The following is a 17,737-nucleotide window of genomic DNA, read 5'->3' on the forward strand; positions in this document are numbered from 1 at the left end:
GGCAGGGCGCGGAGGCGCACTGTCACTGTTCCCTAGCGTATCCCGGGGGCAAGATCGGCGCCGATCTTCCGCCAGGCCCATGCATTCCGAGTGGCGCATGATCCTTATCGAAAATCGTTTCCGACTTTCGGTTCATGCGCTGGCAAGGCAGTTCCTCATGCTGTCGGCGATGCCGCGCATGAGGGTGAAGTAAAGATCGGGGCCTGCGGGCAGGGTGGCGGCTTCTGGGTCCAGCACGCCTGATTTCGCCTTGGTACCCTCGATGACGACATCGACGAGGCGCGGTTCGAATTGCGGCTCGGCGAAGACGCAGGTAGCGCCGAGATCGCCGACCTTCTTGTGGATCTCCGAGACGCGCTCCGCCCCCGGAATGGTCTCCGGGCTGACGGTGATCGAGCCGGCGACGCGGATATGGTAGCGGTGCTCGAAATACTGATAGGCATCGTGGAAGACGATGAAGGGCTTGTCCTTCACCGTTGACACCGTCGCGGCGATTTCCTTGTCGAGCGCGTCGAGCTTGTCATCCAGCGCCTTGGCATTGGCCTCATAGGTCAGAGCATTGGCGGGGTCGGCGGCAACCAGCGTGGTGGTAATCTCGGTGGCCATCGCCTTGGCATTCATGGGGTCGAGCCAGAGATGGGTGTCGAAGGTGCCGTGGTCGTGGTCATGGTCTGCCTCGGCATGATCGTGATCTGCTTCCGCATGCTGATGCTCGTCGCCATCGTCGTGGGCCTCAAAGGCACCGCCTTCGCGGAAGGGCAGCTTCACGAGACCGGGCGCGTTGTCGAGCCTGGCGACGATGGCGTCGGAACCCAGAGATTCCAGCGGCTTTTCGAGGAAGGCTTCGAGGCCGGGACCGACCCAGAAGATCACCTTGGCTTCCTGCAGGGCGCGGGCATTGGAGGGTTTCAGATTATAGGTGTGCGGGGAGGCGGCGCCATCGACGATCAGCTCCGGCTTGCCGACGCCCTGCATGATGGCCGAAACCAGCGAATGGACCGGCTTGATCGAGGTAACGACGACGGGTGCATCGGCCGCCTGGAGGGACCCGGCGAAGAGGAAGGCCGGGATTGCGAGGGTAAGGCCCACCGCCAGTTTCATCAGCATGCTCCGCTTGAATTGCAATTGTTATGTTATTACATCAATTGCGTTATGCTATAACGTGTGCAATAGCAGGACGCAACAGCACTTTCGGAAAATTTGATGCTCTCTCCCGCAGATAACCCCGCTGGTATCAGGGCCGAACCGCTGGTTTCGCTCGACAATGTCGGCATTCGCCGCAGCGGCCGGTGGCTGGTGCGTGGTGTGGATTTCTCCGTTTCGCGCGGCGAGATCGTCACGCTGATCGGCCCGAACGGTTCCGGCAAATCGACGAGCGCCAAGGCTGCGATCGGCGTGCTGAAGCCGGATGAGGGCAGGGTGACGCGCATTGCCGGCCTCAAGGTCGGCTATGTGCCGCAGAAGCTCGCGGTGGACTGGACGTTGCCGCTTTCCGTGCGCCGGCTGATGACGCTGACCGGACCACTGCCCGAGGCCGATATCATGGCCGCGCTCGAAGCCGCTGGCATGGCACATATGCTGGATGCGCAGGTGCAGCATCTCTCCGGCGGCGAATTCCAGCGGGCGCTGATGGCGCGCGCCATTGCCCGCAAGCCCGATCTTCTGGTGCTCGACGAGCCGGTGCAGGGGGTGGATTTTGCCGGCGAGATCGCCCTTTACGAGCTCATCAAGTCGATCCGCAATACGACCGGCTGCGGAATCCTGCTGATCTCGCATGATCTCCATGTCGTCATGGCGGAGACGGATACGGTCATCTGCCTCAACGGCCATGTCTGCTGCCGCGGCACGCCGCAGGCCGTCAGCCAGAGCCCGGAATATGTGCGTCTCTTCGGCAGCCGGGCAGCGCCGACGCTTGCCGTCTACAGCCATCATCACGACCATACGCACCTGCCTGACGGACGCGTGCTGCATGAGGACGGCTCGGTGACGGATCATTGCCATCCCGAGGATGGGCATCACCATGACCACGGGCACGATCATGCGCATTCGCACGATCACGCGGAAGCTCATGCCCATGCGCACGCTGACGGTGATCATGCCCACGGGCATGCCCATGCGGAGGCTCATGCCCATTCGCAGAGCGGGGCCAAGAACGGGGAGAACCGTCATGCTTGACGATTTCTTCGTGCGCGCCATTCTCGCCGGTGTCGGTCTGGCGCTGACGACGGGGCCGCTCGGCTGCTTCATCATCTGGCGGCGCATGGCCTATTTCGGGGATACGATCGCCCATTCGGCACTGCTCGGCGTCGCACTCTCGCTGCTCTTCGATTTCAACCTGACGCTTGCCGTCTTCGTCGTTGCCGCTGTCGTCTCGATCCTGCTGCTCTTCCTGCAGAAGCGCCAGGCGCTGTCGGCCGATGCGCTGCTCGGCATCCTCTCGCATGCCACCCTTGCCATCGGCCTCGTCATGGTCGCCTTCATGAGCTGGGTGCGCATTGATCTCATTGCCTTCCTGTTCGGCGATATTCTGGCGGTTTCGACTGTTGATATCGCGCTCATCTGGGGCGGCGGCATCTTCGTGCTGGCGGCGATCGCCTGGCTGTGGCGGCCGCTGCTTGCAGCCACCGTCAATCCGGAACTGGCGGAGGCCGAGGGCCTGCAGCCCGAGCGGGCGCGGCTGTTCTTCATGCTCCTGATGGCCGTCGTCATCGCCATTGCCATGAAGATCGTCGGCATCATGCTGATCACTTCGCTGCTGATCATTCCGGCGGCAACGGCGCGGCGCTTCTCCTCGACGCCGGAACTGATGGCCATTCTCGCTTCGCTGATTGGTGCTGTCGCCGTCGTCGGCGGGCTCTTCGGCTCGCTGACCTATGACACGCCATCAGGCCCGTCGATCGTGGTGGCGGCCCTCATTCTCTTCATTCTGAGCCTGCTTCCCGCCTGGCGCGGGCGCAGGGACCTGCAAGGACAAGGCTCATGAACGCACCTCAGCTCACCCGCAACCAGTCACTCGTCTTCGACGTGCTCGAAAAGGCCGAGGGGCCGCTCAGCGCCTATACGATCCTCGACAAGCTGCGCGACCAGGGTTTTCGTGCGCCGCTGCAGGTCTACCGGGCGCTGGAAAAGCTGCTCGAATATGGCGTCGTGCATCGGCTTGAAAGCATCAACTCCTTCGTCGCCTGCGCCCATCCCGGCGAGGATTGCCACAGCCACGGCATCGTCGCCTTCGCAATCTGCGAAAGCTGCGGCCAGGTGATGGAATTTCACGATCATGAGGTGGATCACCGGCTGATGGGCTGGGTGCGCAGCCAAAAATTCAAGCCGGCGAAGACGACGATCGAAATTCGCGGTACTTGCGAGGCCTGTGCTGCGTGATCCGTCCTACGGCTTTGCGGGAGCAAGTGCTGCCAGGTGCAGCAGGTCCTCTTTCTCCTCGGGCACATCCTCAGCCAGACGGGCTGCGGCGATAACCGGCAGCCAGGCGAAGACCTGTTCGGAGCTTATCCTGCCCGCCTTCGCATAGGTGACGACATAGGCTTCGGCGATCGAGGGAAGCGCGCGGCGCAGCAGTAGATAGGTGCGGCAGACATCGGCGGCCGGGCTGCCGCTGCAGGCGTCCAGCCAGTCGATGATCATGACGTCGGGGCCGGAACCAAGAATATTCCAGGGATGGAAATCGCCATGGCAGACCTTGTCCCCATCGGGGAGAGCGGCGAGCGCGAAAAGCAGACGCTCGCGCAAACTGTGCGGCAGATCCTCCGCATGCTCGATATTGGCCGACAGCCTTGCTTTCAGTGAAGGGAGGCCGGTGCCGGGCTCGTGGTGCAGGCGCAGTTGAAGCTCTGCCATCTCCTTGATGGCAGAGAGCGGCGGCTCCGGCGTCATCTCGTCGGCAAGGCTTAAGCCCGGCGCGCGATCCATCAGCAGGCCCCAGCGGCCGTGATAATCGCCGACGACGTGGACCCTGGGTGCGGGCAGCGAGAGCCGCTCGACGACCGCCAGATTGGCGGCCTCACGGAAGGCCGGGGCTTTCGGGCGGCCGGGCCTGTAGAGCTTCAGCGCCAGCGTGCCATGTTCATAGACTTCCGCTTCCTTGCCGGCGCCGAGCAGACGGCCGAATTCGCTCATGTCGGGCTCCCATTTCCCGGGGTGTCTTCCATTGCGATGTGGTGCTGATCTTTGTGACGGGAAGAGGGAGGGCAAAGATGGCTCCGATTGTTCCGGTTGTGGAGACACTGTGTCTGCGCCGGCGGGCTTTATCCCGCGCCCAAGGCGTGGATGATGGCGGCAAAGCGGGGGCCATTGCTGATGTCCATGGCCGGGAATTGGAGTGTCATGACCATCAACAAGAAAAGCTCGGATGCGATCGCCTGCTGCGGCGAGGAAATCCTGTCGCGCGAACTGCTGCTGAGCGGCACTTTCGCTGACCTGATTGCCGGGGAGGCGCCGACGCTCCGGCTTTTGAGCGACGAGGAGCGGCGGGCATCGCTCGCATCAATGCTTGCCGAGCGGCCGGAAGGCGATGTCTGGATTTTCGCCTATGGCTCGCTGATCTGGAATCCGATCATTCTGAGCGTCGAAAGCCGGAAAGCCCGCATCGAGGGCTGGCGCCGGTCCTTCTGCCTTGCCACCGTCTCCGGGCGCGGCTCGCCCGACAATCCGGGCCTCGTGCTCGGGCTGGACGCGGGCGGCGCCTGCGACGGCGTGGCTTTGCGTCTGGAAGAAGACGATGTCGGGCACGAACTGGAGATTTTGTGGCGACGGGAGATGGTGGCCGAGGCCTATATTCCGCGCTGGGTCGATTTGCTTGATGAAGAGGGCGCCCGTTTTGGAAGCGGCATCGCTTTCACCATGGATCCGCTGGCAAACACCTATGCCGGCGGCCTTTCCAGGGAAGCGACCGTTCAGCGGCTTGCGACGGCCGCAGGCAGCATCGGCAGCTCGGCCGACTATCTGTTCCGCACGCGTGACGGGCTGCGGGCGCTCGATATGTGGGACGAGCTTCTGGAAGAGCTCGCCGTCGAGGTGGAAGAGGCGCAACGCAGTCTGCAGCAATTGCCTGCCGCGGACCTTTAATCAGCCGCGACCTAATCCCGGCCTCGTTCTCGACCATATTGCCGATGTGCTGAAGGCCCCGCTGGAATAGCGGAGCCTTCGCAGGTTTGTCAGGCGGCCGAGCGCTCGGAAAGCGGGCGGCGGCGCAGGCTGGCGGTCTTGATGGCCGGGGTCTGGTAATTGGCTTCGAGCGGGCCAGTTTCAGTGCCGGGCGGGACAATGGCGTCGATCGCGTCGAGGATTTCGTCGGTCAGGCGCACTTCGCTGCCGGCCAGGAGATCATCTAGCTGTTCCATGGTGCGCGGGCCGAGGATCGCCGAGGTCACGCCCGGATGGGTGGTGACGAAGGCGAGCGCCATGTGGGTGAGCTTGATGCCTGCCGACTCTGCCAAGGGAATGAGCTGCTCGACGGCATCGAGGCTGTTTTCGTTCGACATCTGCTTGGGGAAATAGGCAGCGCGGGTGCTGTCAGGCTGGGCCGCACCTCGGCGGTAGCGGCCGGTCAGCATGCCCATGGCGAGCGGGCTCCAGACCAGTGCACCCATGCCATAACGTTCCAGGGTCGGCAGGACTTCGCGCTCGATGCCGCGATGGAGGATGGAGTAGGGCGGCTGCTCGGTGCGGAAGCGGGCGAGGCTACGCTTTTCGGCGACCCATTGCGCCTCGATGATATCGGAGGCGGGGAAGGTGGAGGAGCCGATGGCGCGGATCTTGCCTGCGCGCATCAGGTCCGTGAGGGCCGAGAGTGTTTCCTCGATATCGGTATCGGGCGCCGGGCGGTGCATCTGGAAGAGATCGATATAATCGGTCTGCAGGCGGCGGAGCGAATCTTCCACCGCGCGGTAGATCCAGCGGCGCGAACTGCCCTGCTGGTTCGGATCCTGGCCCATCGGGATGAAGCATTTGGTGGCGAGCACGACGTTGTCGCGCCGGCCCTTCAGCGCCTTGCCGACGATCTCTTCGGATTCACCGTGGCTATACATGTCGGCGGTGTCGATGAAGTTGATGCCGGTATCGAGCGCTTTGTGGATGATGCGGGTGGAGTCGTCATGATCGGCATTGCCGATGGCGCCGAACATCATGGCGCCAAGGCAATAGGGGCTGACCTTGATGCCGGTGCGGCCAAGGGGACGGTATTTCATCTTCGTTTCCTTTAATCTGGCCATGCCCTCGCGGGCATGATTGGAATCTGGCAAAGTCCTGTTGAACAGGTTATAACAGCGCATCCGGAACGCGGTTCCGTTTATACGGAACAATGTTCCGTTTTGCAAGAGGTGTTGATGTGACTGACGGGATGGACAGCCCGGGCGAGGCGCGTGAGGCTGATAGCGGCCATGAAAGGCCGGTACGGGCGGATGCGCGGCGCAACCTCGATCTGCTGCTGAAAGCGGCACTGGATGTGTTTGCCACCTCTGGCGTGGATGCGCCGGTGCGCGAAATTGCGGAAAAGGCGGGTGTCGGCGTCGGCACGGTCTATCGCCATTTTCCGCAGCGCTCGGATCTCATCAAGGCGGTCATGCGCAACGAGGTGGATGCCTGTGCCGATGCGGCAGCAAGGCTCGCCGCAGAGCATGAACCTGGCGAGGCGCTGTCGCTCTGGATGCAGCGGTTTGCGGATTTCATCATGGCCAAGCGCGGCCTTGCCGGTGCGCTGCATTCCGGCGACCCCGCCTATCAGGCGCTGCCGGCCTATTTCGACCAGCGCATGATCCCGGCCCTGCAGGGGCTGCTGGACAGGGCTGTTGCAGTGGGGGCGGCACGCGGCGACGTGGAGGCAAGCGAACTCATCCGCGCCGGCGCGCAGCTTTCCAATCTCGGGCAGGGAGATGATCCGGCGGCGACGCGGCGGATGATTGCGCTCTTGGTGGATGGGCTGCGTTATGGGGCAGGTGTGAAGGGCTGAGTGCCTTGATCCTCGCCGCGCGCCTTCAGGCTCCCGCGGTCTTCGCCTTCGACTTCAGCAGGATGATGAGCAGCAACCCGGCGATGATGAGGGCCGCACCTTCGAGGTGGTAGCGCTGCAATTTCTCGCCGAGGATGAAATAGGCGAGCACGGCGATGAAGATCGTCTGGATGTAGAGGAGGACGCCGGCGCGGGCGGCACCGAGCGCCTCGATGCTGCGATTGAAGAGGTAATACATGACCGCGCCGCCAGGGATCGCGATATAGGCGAGCGCGATGAGGCCGCTCATGTTCAGCGTCGAGCGTTCGTCGGAGGCGAGCTCGTAGAGATAGAAGGGCAGCGCCGTCAGCGCGGCGAAGCCCAGCAGCAGGACGAGCAGCGCGAGGCGGTTCAGATCGAATTTCGCCCGGCGCAGCAGCACCGTATAGAGGCTGAAACAGAAGGCGCCGGCGACGATCCAGAGTTCGCCGGGATTGAGATCGAGGCGCAGCAGCGCTTCCGGGCTGCCCTTGACGATGATGACGACGATGCCGAGGAAGGCGAGGACCGAGCCGGCCACCTGCCAGCTTCCCATTGGCTCTGACAGCATCAGACGGGCGAGGATCATGGTGATGATCGGGATCAGCGCGATGATGATGCCGGCGGTGGTGGCGTCGGCATGTTCGAGGCCGACGAAGATGAGGCCCTGGCAGATGGCCAGGCCCACGCCGCCGATGAAAAGCAGTTCCAGGCCGCGCGCCCGCATCAGCGCAAGCATGTCGCCGTAATGGTGGCGCACGATCGGCAGCAGGATCGCAAAGGCGATGAGCACGCGCCAGAAGCAGAGCGCCCAGGGCGGCATTTCGGTGGAGACCCATTTGGCTGCGATGTAGACGCCGGCTGACAAGAGCCAGCAGAGGACCCCTACGGAATAGGCTCCTGCAAGCGAACCGCCTGCGGCCTGTTCCGTCCCGACAGTATCACGATGGACTGCCAAGACATGTATCGCCATCGGCTAGTTATGCCACAGTTTCCAGGCGCCGCACAGGTGAGGGTGTTGTCGGCAATAAGCGGTAAGAGGCAGGCTATCCCTCGACGCCGAAGATGATCGCGAGCGCGGCGGCCGATGATTGTCGGCCGCGACGAGGGGAGTATCGATGGAGGGGAGGCAAGTTGCCGATGGAGGGCGGGGCTGTGATGGCCCCGCCTGACTTACGATTGAGCGCGGCTCGCAGTTGTTGCCGAAATCGCCGTCAAGGTCTCGGCATCACGGCCGTAGATGTCGTCGAAATAGTGGACCACGCCATCATCCGTCGGCCATGCGGTGAAATAGGAGACGTAGACCGGAACCTGTTCGGGAACCGGCATGTCCTTCTTTGCGCCGTCCGCGATCTGCTGATCGACGAACTCGACCGAGGTCTTCAGGACAGCGGCGGCCATCGCCTTCGGGTTTTCCAGACGCACGCAGCCATGGCTGAACATGCGGTCCTGCGAGGCGAATTTACCGCGTGCCGGGGTGTCGTGCATGTAGATGTCGTGCGAATTCGGGAAGAGGATCTTCAGCTGGCCGAGCGCGTTGTCAGCACCCGGCGGCTGGACGACGCCGATATTTTCGAGCGGCTGCGACCAGTCGACCTTGGCGGACGGCATGGTCTTGCCCTTGACCGAAACCACGTAGCCTTCCTTGTCCAGGTAGGCAGGATCGCGCTTCAGGTGCGGCAGCATCTCGTTGCGGATGATCGATTGCGGCACGCCCCAGTCAGGGTTGAATTCCACCGTCTTGATCGAGGCGTCGAAGAAATTCGTCTGGTGGTCCTGCTGGCCGATCACGGCCTTCATCGACAGCGTCAGCGTGCTGTTTTCATAATAGTAGGCCATGTAGGCCGGCTGGTTGATGAAGACGTAGCGCTCGGGGAATTCCTGCGGCAGCCAGCGCATTTCCTCCATGGCCACGATCACCTTGTTGATGTTGGCGGCGCTATCGCCGCCCTGGCCTGACGTGCGCAGGTAGTGCAGTTCGGCCGCGAGCTGGGCGAATTTCGGATTGCTCGGCAGCAGGCGGTCGAAGACCACCATCAGATCAGGCGTGGCCGCGAGCTGGGCGAGCGTGCCCTTCAGATCGACCGGCTTGCGCTTGAAGTCATAGTAGTTCGACAGCTTGTTGGGATCGATGCGACCCCGGAAATTATCCTGCAGGAACATCAGCATCTTGGCTGAGAGGGAGGCTTCGAACTCGGCCAATGCTCTCGCGCGGTCCGATCCTTGGGGAGGAGCAACGGCATAGTCGCCGGCATTCAATCCCCAGTCGTCAGCCTGCTTCAGAAGGCTGAGCGCCTGTGCGGCCTTGGGGGTCGGTCCCTTGCCATCGACCCAGATGAGCTTTGCCTTCGGCTGGGCGTAATAGGCCTCGACCGCATCGGCGATGTCGTTATTCATCGAAACAGTCAGGCCGCCCATTTCATTCAGCACCTTGGCCTGATTTCCGCTGACTGAATCAAAGAGCGCCGACAGCGACGCGCCCGTATCCTGCCGGACGATATGGGCAGGGCGGCGGGCCGGAACCGTATAGTTGGGCTTCGGGCTGGCCTGCGTGACGGGCGGCGCCGGCAGCGGCTCGGCACGCACGGCAATTGCACTTCCCGAGAGCGCCAGCAGACCGGCGAGCGGTGCAATCCAGCGGGAAGATGTTTTCAGCGGCATTCTGGCGTCCTTGAAACCTGATTGAAACACTGTCTCGCCGCGCAGTCTTGGGGCCAGCGCGTGCGGGCAGTCTGTGTGGGGGCATTGGCTGACTAAAGCGCCAACAATCGGGCAGAAGATGGGCATTCCCTGCGTCTGGCAAGCCCACATAAGGCAGAAGTGGTTGGAACGAAATCACTTTTTCGACAGATCAGCCGTGATCCGTCGACACTTCTGCCGGCGATGCCTTGCGCAGCCGCTGCGACAGGAAATCGATGCAGAGGCGGACTTTGGCTGCGGCCAACCGGCTGTGAGGGAAGACGACGTGGATCGGGGCGGCGGGCAGTTTCGCCTCCGGCAAAACGAGTTCCAACGCGCCGCTGTCGATATCGTCCTTCACATCCCAGATCGACTTCAGCACGAGCCCGGCGCCGAGCAGCGCCCAGCGATGCGCGAGCTCGCCATTGTTGGTGGTGAGCCTGGCTGTGACATTGGCACTGCGCCCATCCGCAAAGATCCAGTGCGTGTTGGGCGGGTCTCCGAAGGCGATGACGTCGTGGGTGAGCAGATCGTCGATCGTCTCGGGACGGCCGCGGCGATCGAGATAGGTGGGGGAGGCGCAGATGACACGACGGTTGGGGGCGATCTGTCGGGCGATCAGGCTGGAATCGGACAGCGCGCCGAAACGAACCGCGAGATCGTAGCCGGCCTCGACGATGTTCACCAGGCCATCCTCGGTATCGAGATGGACGGTGAGATCGGGATGGGCCTGCTGGAATTCATGCAGGATCGGCGCCAGCCAGCGGCGGCCGAAGGCATAGGTGGCGGTTACTTTCAAAAGGCCGCTTGCCGTATCCCTGCCGCTCGTCGCCTCGGTTTCGGCATCGTCGATCTCGGTGAGGATTTTTGTGCAGCGTTCGTAGAAGCGCACGCCTTCTTCGGTGAGAGACAGGGAGCGTGTCGTTCTGTTGACGAGACGGACGCCCAGCCTCTCTTCCAGTCGTGACAGCTTGCGGCTGACGACGGTCAGCGAGAAGTTCAGCTCGCGGGCCGCGCCTGAGAGACTGCCGGCCTGAACCACGCGCACGAAGACGAGCATGTCGAGGAAATTGTCGCTCATATTCTTGCTGATATCGCAAGAGATACTCGACAACAATACCCATTCCGGCAAGAGCATTGTCGCGCTAGCTTCTCCTCATCGAAACCACGGCGGGATCGCCGCAAACTGGAGAGAGCAGATGATATCACTGGCCAAACAACGCGTTCTCGTCGTCGGCGGAAGCTCCGGCATCGGCCTTGCCGTCGCGCAACAGGCTGCTACTGCGGGTGCAGAGGTGACGATTGCCTCGCGCTCTGCCGACAAGCTTGCTGAAGCAGCCCGGTCGATCAGTGAGAAGGTCGAGACGGCGGTTCTGGATACGGGCGACAATGCCAGCGTCGAGGCATTCTTTGCCGCTCACGCCGCCTGGGATCATATCGTCGTCTCCGCTGCCCAGACGGCGAGCGGGCCGGTACGCAAGCTTCCGCTCGATGATGCGGCCCGTGCCATGGACAGCAAGTTCTGGGGTGCCTATCGCGTTGCACGCGCTGCCCGCCTTGCCGAGCGCGGCACGCTGACCTTCATTTCCGGCTTCCTCAGCGAGCGCCCGTCTGCTTCGTCGGTGCTGCAGGGGGCGATCAATGCGGCGCTGGAATCGCTGGCGCGGGGGCTGGCGCTGGAATTGTCACCGGTCAGGGTCAATGCGGTTTCGCCTGGAATGATCGACACGCCGCTCTGGTCGAAGATGGATGAGAGCAACCGCAATGCGATGTTCGAGCGCGTCGCGGGCAGCCTGCCGGCAAAGACGGTCGGCCAGCCCTCCGATATTGCCAATGCCGTGCTCTTCCTGATGGTGACGCCCTTTGCCACCGGCTCGACGGTGCGTGTCGATGGCGGTGGGGCGATCGGGTGATGCCATGCAGCTCGACCATGTGACGTTACGCACGGCGGATCTGGAAGGGACAAGGAAGTTCCTGCAGGATCTGCTGGGGCTGACGGTCGGCTACCGTCCGGATTTCGGCTTTGCCGGCTACTGGCTCTACAGTGGTGATGGGCCGGTCGTGCATCTCATCCCGGGCGGCGGCAGAGCCGTCGGCCGGGACGCAGAGACAATCGACCATATCGGCTTCCGCCTCGAAGGCTATGAGGCCTTCCGGCAGAAGCTCGACAGGAACGAAATTCCCTATTCCACCATGGATCTCGTCGAACTCGGCGAACGGCGCCTCTTCGTGCGCACACCTGGCGGCATTCTGCTGGAACTCGTTTTTCGCGAAGGTGGGACGTCTGATTGAACAATTCAGGGCCCATCGAGGACAATGCGTCGCGCGCGAATGACTGTCATCGGCAGAGCGCCTGCTGACGGTCACGACGCTGGTGTGGACCTGACCCCGTCACCTCCAGCGTTTTGTCCTGCCGCTGGCAGCACGGCTACTGCCAGGTCCGGCGGCGTTCGAGCTCGGCCTCAGACGGTTGATCTGACACGAACGAGCCCGTCTGGACTGCGCCGTTTCGCTCATAGGTCGCGACGACGATGCCGGTGCTCGACACCACCGATCTCGTGAGCCTGAGAGCGCCCGGCGCAGCGCCGCCCTCGAACAGCCGCTTTCCCTTGCCGAGGAGCAACGGGAAGGTCAGCACGGTCATTTCGTCGATCAGCTCGTTGGCAAGCAGGGTCTGGATGAGATTGCCCGATCCCTGGATGAGCAGGTCCGGCCCGTCCTCCTGTTTGATCTTGCGTAGTGCCGCGACGATGTCCGGTCCAAGCGATTGCGAATTCTGCCAGGTGAGGGTTTCAGGCCGATGCGTCGCGACATATTTCACAGCGGGATTGAAGGCCTTGGCGATGTCGTCGTCCTGATAGGGCCAGTAGGCGGCGAAGATGTCGTAGGTCCTGCGGCCGAGCAGCAGCGCGAAGGGCTTTGCGAAGAGCTCGCCGATCACGGATCCCATCGTGTCGTCAGCATAGGGGAATACCCAGCCACCAAACCTGAAACCGTTGACGGGGTCCTCGTCAGGGCCGCCGGGTGCCTGCATGACTCCGTCGAGGCTGACGAATGTGGAAGCGATGATCTTTCTCATGGGTGTCTCTCCTCTTGGTGGTCCGCGCCATCAGGGCTGGATCTCGGCCTGAGGACGAAGCAAGCGACAGCATGCCGACAAATCCCGAGGAAATTTATGGGAGACTTGCTGGTCTGCATATGCGAGTTTCGCCGGGCGGAGCGGCCGGCGGCCTCAGTGGTGAGGTCCGCCTCCGGTCTTGTCTCACCATTGGACGTGAATGCGAGGGTGAAAATGCCTGATGTGACACGCCATCTCATCGACAGGGGTGACGGGGCAAGTGTAGAGCTTTTTCAAGCTCAGCCCGAGAGCCAAGCGCCTGCAGGCGCCATCCTGTTTGTCCACGGAAATCAGGGCGGCCGCCTCATCGGCGCGAAAGAGGCCGTCGATACCGGCACGCTGCTTCGCTTCTGTTCCCGTCTGAATATCACCGCGGCGGCGGTCTCGCAGCCGGGCTTCGGGACTTCGGATGGACCGGCCGATTTCTGCGGCCCCAATACCCAGCGGGCGATCATGGCCGCTCTCTCCTTCCTGCGGGAACAGCCTTGCGTCGACCCTGATCGTATCGTTCTCTATGGCAACAGCCGGGGAGCGGTCGCCTCGGCCATGGTCGCAGCCCAGGTTCCTGATCTCAGAGCCGTCATCCTGCGCAGCGGGGTCTATGACCTCAAGGCTGCCTACGAGGCCAGTTCGAAAGGCTTGCGGTGGGCGATCGAGCAGGAATCCGGCCTGTCGAACGAAGCCTTCCTGGCCCGCTCTGCCCTGCATCATGCACCGAAAATCCGGGCAGAAACCTTGTTGCTGCACGGAAGGCTCGATGAGCGTGCTCCCGTTGCCCAAGCCGAACTGTTCTCCGATGCGCTGTCCGACGCAGGCGTGTCGGTCATGCTCCATGTCTTCGAATGCGGGCACGACATTCCCCGGGAATATGCGCAGGAGGCGCAGCGCTCGTTCCTGCAAAGGATGTTCGATCCGGTTGTGACGTATCACTAAGCCGTTGAGCGGCCTCAACAGTTAGCTAAGGCTGCGGAGGTAGGCGCAGAACATGTCGGCCATCGCGTCTGCGAAGGCTGAGATTTCGCTTTCGTCATGCGCTGCCTCGGAAAATTCCTTTCCGACCGTGCTCATTGTCGTCATGATCAGGTCTCCGACCATGGTCCGGATTGCGTCCGAGACATCGGGCAGCGCTTCCCGCATGAACTGCTCGATAATGGCGTCGGCGGCGCCCCGTGCCTGCTGCGCTTCCGGGGCGTCGCGATAAAGGGGTGCGGCATCGTTCAGCGCGACGCGGACGGCGGCTTCCTCGCATTCGGAGCGAATGAAGGCGTGGACGAGCGACCGTAGCCGCTCGAGCGGTGGATGGGCCTCGTCACCAAGGACTTCGCCCAGCAGATGCGAGGTCTGCCGCCATTCGTCGCTCTGCAGCCGGAACAGGATGGCGGCCTTGTTGGGGAAATATTGATAGAGCGAGCCGACGCTGACGCCCGCCCTTTCAGCCACCCGGGCGGTGGTGAAACGCTGCGCACCTTCCTGCGCCAAAACCTGAACGGCGGCTTGCAGAATGGCGTTTACGAGCTCGTTCGAGCGCGCCTGTCTCGGCGATTTTCTTGCATAAATTCCGTGGGTTGGACGATCGGCCATACCGGCCCTCCGCAAATGCGATTAGCGAATGCGACGGATTATTCGTATTTTTCAGTTCGAAAGCAAGCCATCCGAATTGAAGGATTTCTCTGATGAACACCCTCGCAAGCGCACCGCTCGCGCCACTTCTCGATCAGCTGTTTGCCGAGGCCGACAAGGCCACCAGCCCGGCCATGGCCGCGCTCTCCCCCGATGAGCGGGAGCGGCTCATGCATAGCAAGACCGAATATCTCGATTTCTACGAACGCACGAAAGACTTGTGGCTGCCCGTTTCGCGCCAGACCGGAGAGCTGCTCTACATGCTGGCGCGCAGCACCAATGCCAGGACCATCGTCGAATTCGGCACGTCCTTCGGCATTTCGACGCTCTATCTTGCCGCTGCCCTTCGCGACAATGGCGGCGGGCGGCTGATCAGCAGCGAATTCGAGGTTTCGAAGGTCGCGCGGGCTCGCCAGAACCTTACCGAAGGCGGCCTTGCCGATCTCGTCGAGATCCGCGAAGGCGACGCGCTCCAGACATTGAGCACCGATCTTCCAGATAGTATCGACCTGCTTCTGCTTGACGGAGCGAAGTCGCTCTATCCGGAGGTACTGGCGCTGGTCGAAGGCCGGCTTCGGCCCGGCGCGCTCGTCATTGCCGACGATGCCGATTACTGCCCCCAATATCTCGACCATGTCCGTTCGCCCGCAGGCGAATACATGTCCACGTCGTTTGCCGACGACATCGAGCTGTCGATTCGCGTGGCCTGACTTCGACTAGTTCCCGCACAACCACCCCAACTTAAAACAGGGCTGCCCGATGGGCGCCCGGCAATGGAGATCGCAGCAATGCACATATTCGTAACGGGTGCGACCGGCTGGGTCGGCACCGCCATCGTCGAGGAGCTGATCCGCGCCGGTCACAAGGTCAGCGGGCTTGTCCGCTCGATCGCAAAAGCAAAGGCCATTGCGATCATCGGCGCAAAGCTCGTTCCGGGATCGCTCGATGACCTCGACCTTCTTAGCGATACCGCCTCCAAGGCCGATGCCGTGATCCATACCGCCTTCAACCATGACTTCTCGAAATTTCTCGACAATGCGGCGCAGGACGAGCGCGCCATCCATGCGCTCGGAAACGCTCTTGCCGGATCGGATCGTCCGCTCATCGTCACATCCGGCCTGTTGGGCTTTCCGCTGGGTGCAAAGGAAGCGGACCTGCCGAACCCGGCATCGCCTCGCAAATCGGAAGCTGCCGCCCGCGCGCTTGCCGGGCAGGGGATACGCGCGGCCACGATGCGGCTTGCCCCGAGCGTACACGGCATCGGCGACCATGGCTTCATCCCGATACTGGTGCGCATTGCTCGTGAGACCGGCGTGTCCGCCTATCCGGATGATGGAAGGAATTGCTGGTCGGGTGTGCACCGGCTGGATGCGGCCCGCCTCTACCGTCTGGCGTTGGAAAGCGGCGTGACCGAAGCGGCCTATCATGCAGTCGCCGATGAGGCAGTGCCGTTCCGGCAGATCGCCGAGGTGATCGGACGCCAGCTCGGCCTGCCGGTGGAGTCTCGCCCTCACGAACACTTCGGCTGGTTTGCCAATATGGCGGCGACGAACATGGCGGCTTCCAGCGCCCATACACGCTGGTTGCTCGGCTGGCAGCCGACTTATCGCAGCCTCATCGACGATCTCGATCAGCCTGGCTATTATGCGCGGTAGGCACTCGTGAGAAGCGTTCAATGCCCGCCCATCGGCTGTCCCTCGGGCTGGCCGGGTGGGCGGCGCACGTAGAAGGACGCCACCACGGCCGCCAGCGAAATCAGCGCACCGACGAAGAAGGCGGACTGCATGCCGCCGACGGCTGCCGTTGCGGCGTCTGCCTCCCCTTGAGTCAGGATACCTGCGCGCCAGGTCATGATGGCGACGTAGAGCGTGGTGCCGGCGGCGCCGGCGACCTGCTGGGTGGTGCCGATGATGGCGCTGCCATGGGAATAGAGTTTCGGCGGCAGCGAGCCGAGGCTGACGGTGAAGAGCGGCGTGAACATCAGGGCAAGGCCGACGCTGAGCACGATGTGGATAGCAAGCACCACCCAGACCGGAGTCGTCGTGGAGATGAAGGTCAGGCTCCACATCACGCCGCTGAACAGGATGGCGCCGGGGATGACAAGGCGGGCAGGGCCGTAGCGGTCGAAAAGCCTGCCGACGAAGGGGGCGCAGAGGCCCATGATCAGGCCGCCGGGCAGAAGCAGCAGACCGGTCGTGAGCGTCGTCTGGCCGAGCACGGACAGAAGATAGATCGGCAACAGGATGAAGACGCCGAACATCGACATCATCAGGATCGCCATCATGCCCGCTGCGATCGTGAAGGTCTTCGTCTGCAGGGTGCGCAGGTCCAGCAGCGCCCGCTCGTGCTTCTGGAGATGAAGCTGCCGCCAGATGAAGATGGCGATGACGGCGGCACCGGCGACGAGCATGAGGCGGGGATCGAGCGGCGTCGCACCCGCTTCGGGCGCACCGAGCTCGCTGATGCCGAAGACGAAACTGCCGAAGCCGATGGCCGAGAGTACGACCGAGATAACATCGAGCGGCGCCTTCGACGGCACGGTGACGTTTTCGATTTTCGAGGCGCCGAGCGCGAGAGCCGCAAGCGCGATCGGCAGCACCAGCAGGAAGAGCCAGCGCCAGTCGAGCGAGGAGAGGATGAGGCCTGAGATCGTCGGGCCGATAGCGGGCGCCACGGATATGACGATCGAGATATTGCCCATCGTCTTGCCGCGCGAATGCGGCGGCACGAGGTTCATGATCGTCGTCATCAGCAGCGGCATCATGATCGCCGTGCCAGAGGCCTGGACGATGCGGCCGACGACCAGCATGGGGAAGCCGGGGGCAAGGGCAGAGACCAGCGTGCCGGCGGAAAAGAGCGACATGGCGAGGATGAAGACCGGACGCGTGTTCAGCCGCTGCAGGAGATAGCCTGTCACGGGGATGACGGTGGCCATGGTCAGCATGAAGGCCGAGGTCAGCCATTGGGCGGAGCTTGCCGGAATTTTCAGATCGGCCATCAGGTGCGGGATCGCCACGCCCATGATGGTTTCGTTGAGGATGACCACGAAGGCGGAGACGAGCAGCAGGCCGATCACCAGCCTGTTGCGGGCACTATGGTCTTCGACCGGCAGTTCGGCCTGTTCTTCGATCTCTGAAAGCAAGGGTTCACTGGTCATGGTGTTCCTATATCCATGTCTGAAAGAAGGAGTTCTACCTTAAGACGAAAGTGCCGGGCTGATTGCGACACCGGGTATGCATATTTCCTATGTCTTTATGCTGTCGCTCGGATGCAAGGCGATTTTTACGGGGCTTCGCTGTGATGTTAGGGCAGGGCGTATCTTTTTCTCGCTCATTCCTGTG

19 protein-coding genes are annotated in these 17,737 nt (G+C 62.6%); 10 read left to right on the forward strand and 9 right to left on the reverse strand.

All coding sequences use genetic code 11. The features are described 5' to 3' along the window. Positions 1 to 132 precede the first annotated feature (132 nt). The gene (locus tag AC1DM5_RS17415; protein ID WP_477819331.1) at positions 133 to 1,101 is read right to left on the reverse strand and encodes a zinc ABC transporter substrate-binding protein; all 969 of its coding nucleotides are present in this window, start codon (positions 1,099 to 1,101) and stop codon (positions 133 to 135) included. 102 nt (positions 1,102 to 1,203) lie between these two features. Here AC1DM5_RS17415 and znuC point away from each other — a divergent pair, with 102 nt between their 5' ends. The 3 genes from znuC to AC1DM5_RS17430 are packed head-to-tail and all read left to right on the forward strand — an operon-like array spanning position 1,204 to position 3,378. Continuing rightward, positions 1,204 to 2,175, forward strand: a complete 972-nt coding sequence (znuC, locus tag AC1DM5_RS17420) for a zinc ABC transporter ATP-binding protein ZnuC (protein ID WP_477819330.1) — start codon at positions 1,204 to 1,206, stop codon at positions 2,173 to 2,175. Next, positions 2,168 to 2,983, forward strand: a complete 816-nt coding sequence (znuB, locus tag AC1DM5_RS17425; RefSeq protein WP_113320639.1) for a zinc ABC transporter permease subunit ZnuB — start codon at positions 2,168 to 2,170, stop codon at positions 2,981 to 2,983. Before znuC ends, znuB begins: the two co-directional genes overlap by 8 nt. Further along, positions 2,980 to 3,378 (forward strand): Fur family transcriptional regulator, encoded by a 399-nt coding sequence (locus AC1DM5_RS17430; RefSeq protein WP_477819329.1) that lies wholly within the window; start codon positions 2,980 to 2,982, stop codon positions 3,376 to 3,378. The genes znuB and AC1DM5_RS17430 overlap by 4 nt, the downstream gene beginning before the upstream one ends. Positions 3,379 to 3,384: 6 nt before the next feature. Here the strand turns inward: AC1DM5_RS17430 and AC1DM5_RS17435 are convergent, their stop codons facing one another. Then, positions 3,385 to 4,131 carry an aminoglycoside phosphotransferase family protein gene (locus AC1DM5_RS17435; protein WP_477819328.1) on the reverse strand — a complete coding sequence of 249 codons (747 nt, stop codon included), beginning with the start codon at positions 4,129 to 4,131 and terminating at the stop codon, positions 3,385 to 3,387. Positions 4,132 to 4,338: 207 nt separating this feature from the next. On the opposite strand from AC1DM5_RS17435, the gene AC1DM5_RS17440 reads away from it, so the two are divergent. After that, positions 4,339 to 5,079, forward strand: a complete 741-nt coding sequence (locus AC1DM5_RS17440; protein ID WP_477819327.1) for a gamma-glutamylcyclotransferase — start codon at positions 4,339 to 4,341, stop codon at positions 5,077 to 5,079. Positions 5,080 to 5,168: 89 nt separating this feature from the next. Here the strand turns inward: AC1DM5_RS17440 and AC1DM5_RS17445 are convergent, their stop codons facing one another. Further along, entirely contained in the window at positions 5,169 to 6,200 is a 1,032-nt protein-coding gene (locus AC1DM5_RS17445; protein WP_477819326.1) for an aldo/keto reductase, read from the reverse strand. Between the two features lie 152 nt (positions 6,201 to 6,352). Between AC1DM5_RS17445 and AC1DM5_RS17450 the strand changes: the two genes are divergently transcribed. Beyond that, positions 6,353 to 6,961 carry a TetR/AcrR family transcriptional regulator gene (locus AC1DM5_RS17450; protein ID WP_477819387.1) on the forward strand — a complete coding sequence of 203 codons (609 nt, stop codon included), beginning with the start codon at positions 6,353 to 6,355 and terminating at the stop codon, positions 6,959 to 6,961. A 25-nt stretch (positions 6,962 to 6,986) separates the two neighbouring features. On the opposite strand, the gene AC1DM5_RS17455 is transcribed toward AC1DM5_RS17450, so the two are convergent. The 3 genes from AC1DM5_RS17455 to AC1DM5_RS17465 form a co-directional block, all read right to left on the reverse strand. Continuing rightward, positions 6,987 to 7,952 carry a DMT family transporter gene (locus AC1DM5_RS17455; RefSeq protein ID WP_477975333.1) on the reverse strand — a complete coding sequence of 322 codons (966 nt, stop codon included), beginning with the start codon at positions 7,950 to 7,952 and terminating at the stop codon, positions 6,987 to 6,989. 200 nt (positions 7,953 to 8,152) lie between these two features. Further along, positions 8,153 to 9,640 (reverse strand): L,D-transpeptidase family protein, encoded by a 1,488-nt coding sequence (locus AC1DM5_RS17460; protein WP_477819324.1) that lies wholly within the window; start codon positions 9,638 to 9,640, stop codon positions 8,153 to 8,155. A gap of 190 nt (positions 9,641 to 9,830) precedes the next feature. Further along, positions 9,831 to 10,772, reverse strand: coding sequence for a LysR family transcriptional regulator (locus AC1DM5_RS17465; RefSeq protein WP_477975335.1), 942 nt, complete (start codon positions 10,770 to 10,772; stop codon positions 9,831 to 9,833). An 85-nt stretch (positions 10,773 to 10,857) separates the two neighbouring features. Here AC1DM5_RS17465 and AC1DM5_RS17470 point away from each other — a divergent pair, with 85 nt between their 5' ends. Together AC1DM5_RS17470 and AC1DM5_RS17475 are read left to right on the forward strand one after the other, a co-directional pair. Continuing rightward, entirely contained in the window at positions 10,858 to 11,571 is a 714-nt protein-coding gene (locus AC1DM5_RS17470) for an SDR family oxidoreductase (protein WP_477819322.1), read from the forward strand. Between the two features lie 4 nt (positions 11,572 to 11,575). Beyond that, positions 11,576 to 11,950 (forward strand): VOC family protein, encoded by a 375-nt coding sequence (locus AC1DM5_RS17475; RefSeq protein ID WP_477819321.1) that lies wholly within the window; start codon positions 11,576 to 11,578, stop codon positions 11,948 to 11,950. A gap of 136 nt (positions 11,951 to 12,086) precedes the next feature. On the opposite strand, the gene AC1DM5_RS17480 is transcribed toward AC1DM5_RS17475, so the two are convergent. Next, positions 12,087 to 12,737 carry a dihydrofolate reductase family protein gene (locus AC1DM5_RS17480; RefSeq protein WP_477819320.1) on the reverse strand — a complete coding sequence of 217 codons (651 nt, stop codon included), beginning with the start codon at positions 12,735 to 12,737 and terminating at the stop codon, positions 12,087 to 12,089. 213 nt (positions 12,738 to 12,950) lie between these two features. Between AC1DM5_RS17480 and AC1DM5_RS17485 the strand changes: the two genes are divergently transcribed. Continuing rightward, positions 12,951 to 13,709, forward strand: a complete 759-nt coding sequence (locus AC1DM5_RS17485; RefSeq protein ID WP_477975337.1) for an alpha/beta hydrolase family protein — start codon at positions 12,951 to 12,953, stop codon at positions 13,707 to 13,709. Between the two features lie 21 nt (positions 13,710 to 13,730). Here AC1DM5_RS17485 and AC1DM5_RS17490 read toward each other — a convergent pair whose 3' ends face one another. Next, the gene (locus AC1DM5_RS17490) at positions 13,731 to 14,357 is read right to left on the reverse strand and encodes a TetR/AcrR family transcriptional regulator (RefSeq protein WP_477975339.1); all 627 of its coding nucleotides are present in this window, start codon (positions 14,355 to 14,357) and stop codon (positions 13,731 to 13,733) included. 92 nt (positions 14,358 to 14,449) lie between these two features. Here AC1DM5_RS17490 and AC1DM5_RS17495 point away from each other — a divergent pair, with 92 nt between their 5' ends. Then, positions 14,450 to 15,106: an O-methyltransferase gene (locus AC1DM5_RS17495; RefSeq protein ID WP_477819317.1), complete on the forward strand. Its 657-nt coding sequence runs from the start codon at positions 14,450 to 14,452 to the stop codon at positions 15,104 to 15,106. 78 nt (positions 15,107 to 15,184) lie between these two features. Then, positions 15,185 to 16,051 carry an SDR family oxidoreductase gene (locus AC1DM5_RS17500; protein ID WP_477819316.1) on the forward strand — a complete coding sequence of 289 codons (867 nt, stop codon included), beginning with the start codon at positions 15,185 to 15,187 and terminating at the stop codon, positions 16,049 to 16,051. Positions 16,052 to 16,068: 17 nt separating this feature from the next. On the opposite strand, the gene AC1DM5_RS17505 is transcribed toward AC1DM5_RS17500, so the two are convergent. Beyond that, positions 16,069 to 17,553 (reverse strand): DHA2 family efflux MFS transporter permease subunit, encoded by a 1,485-nt coding sequence (locus AC1DM5_RS17505; RefSeq protein WP_477819315.1) that lies wholly within the window; start codon positions 17,551 to 17,553, stop codon positions 16,069 to 16,071. Between the last annotated feature and the right edge of the window lie 184 nt (positions 17,554 to 17,737).

It is taken from the genome of Rhizobium sp. 01T437 (genome assembly GCF_056398505.1).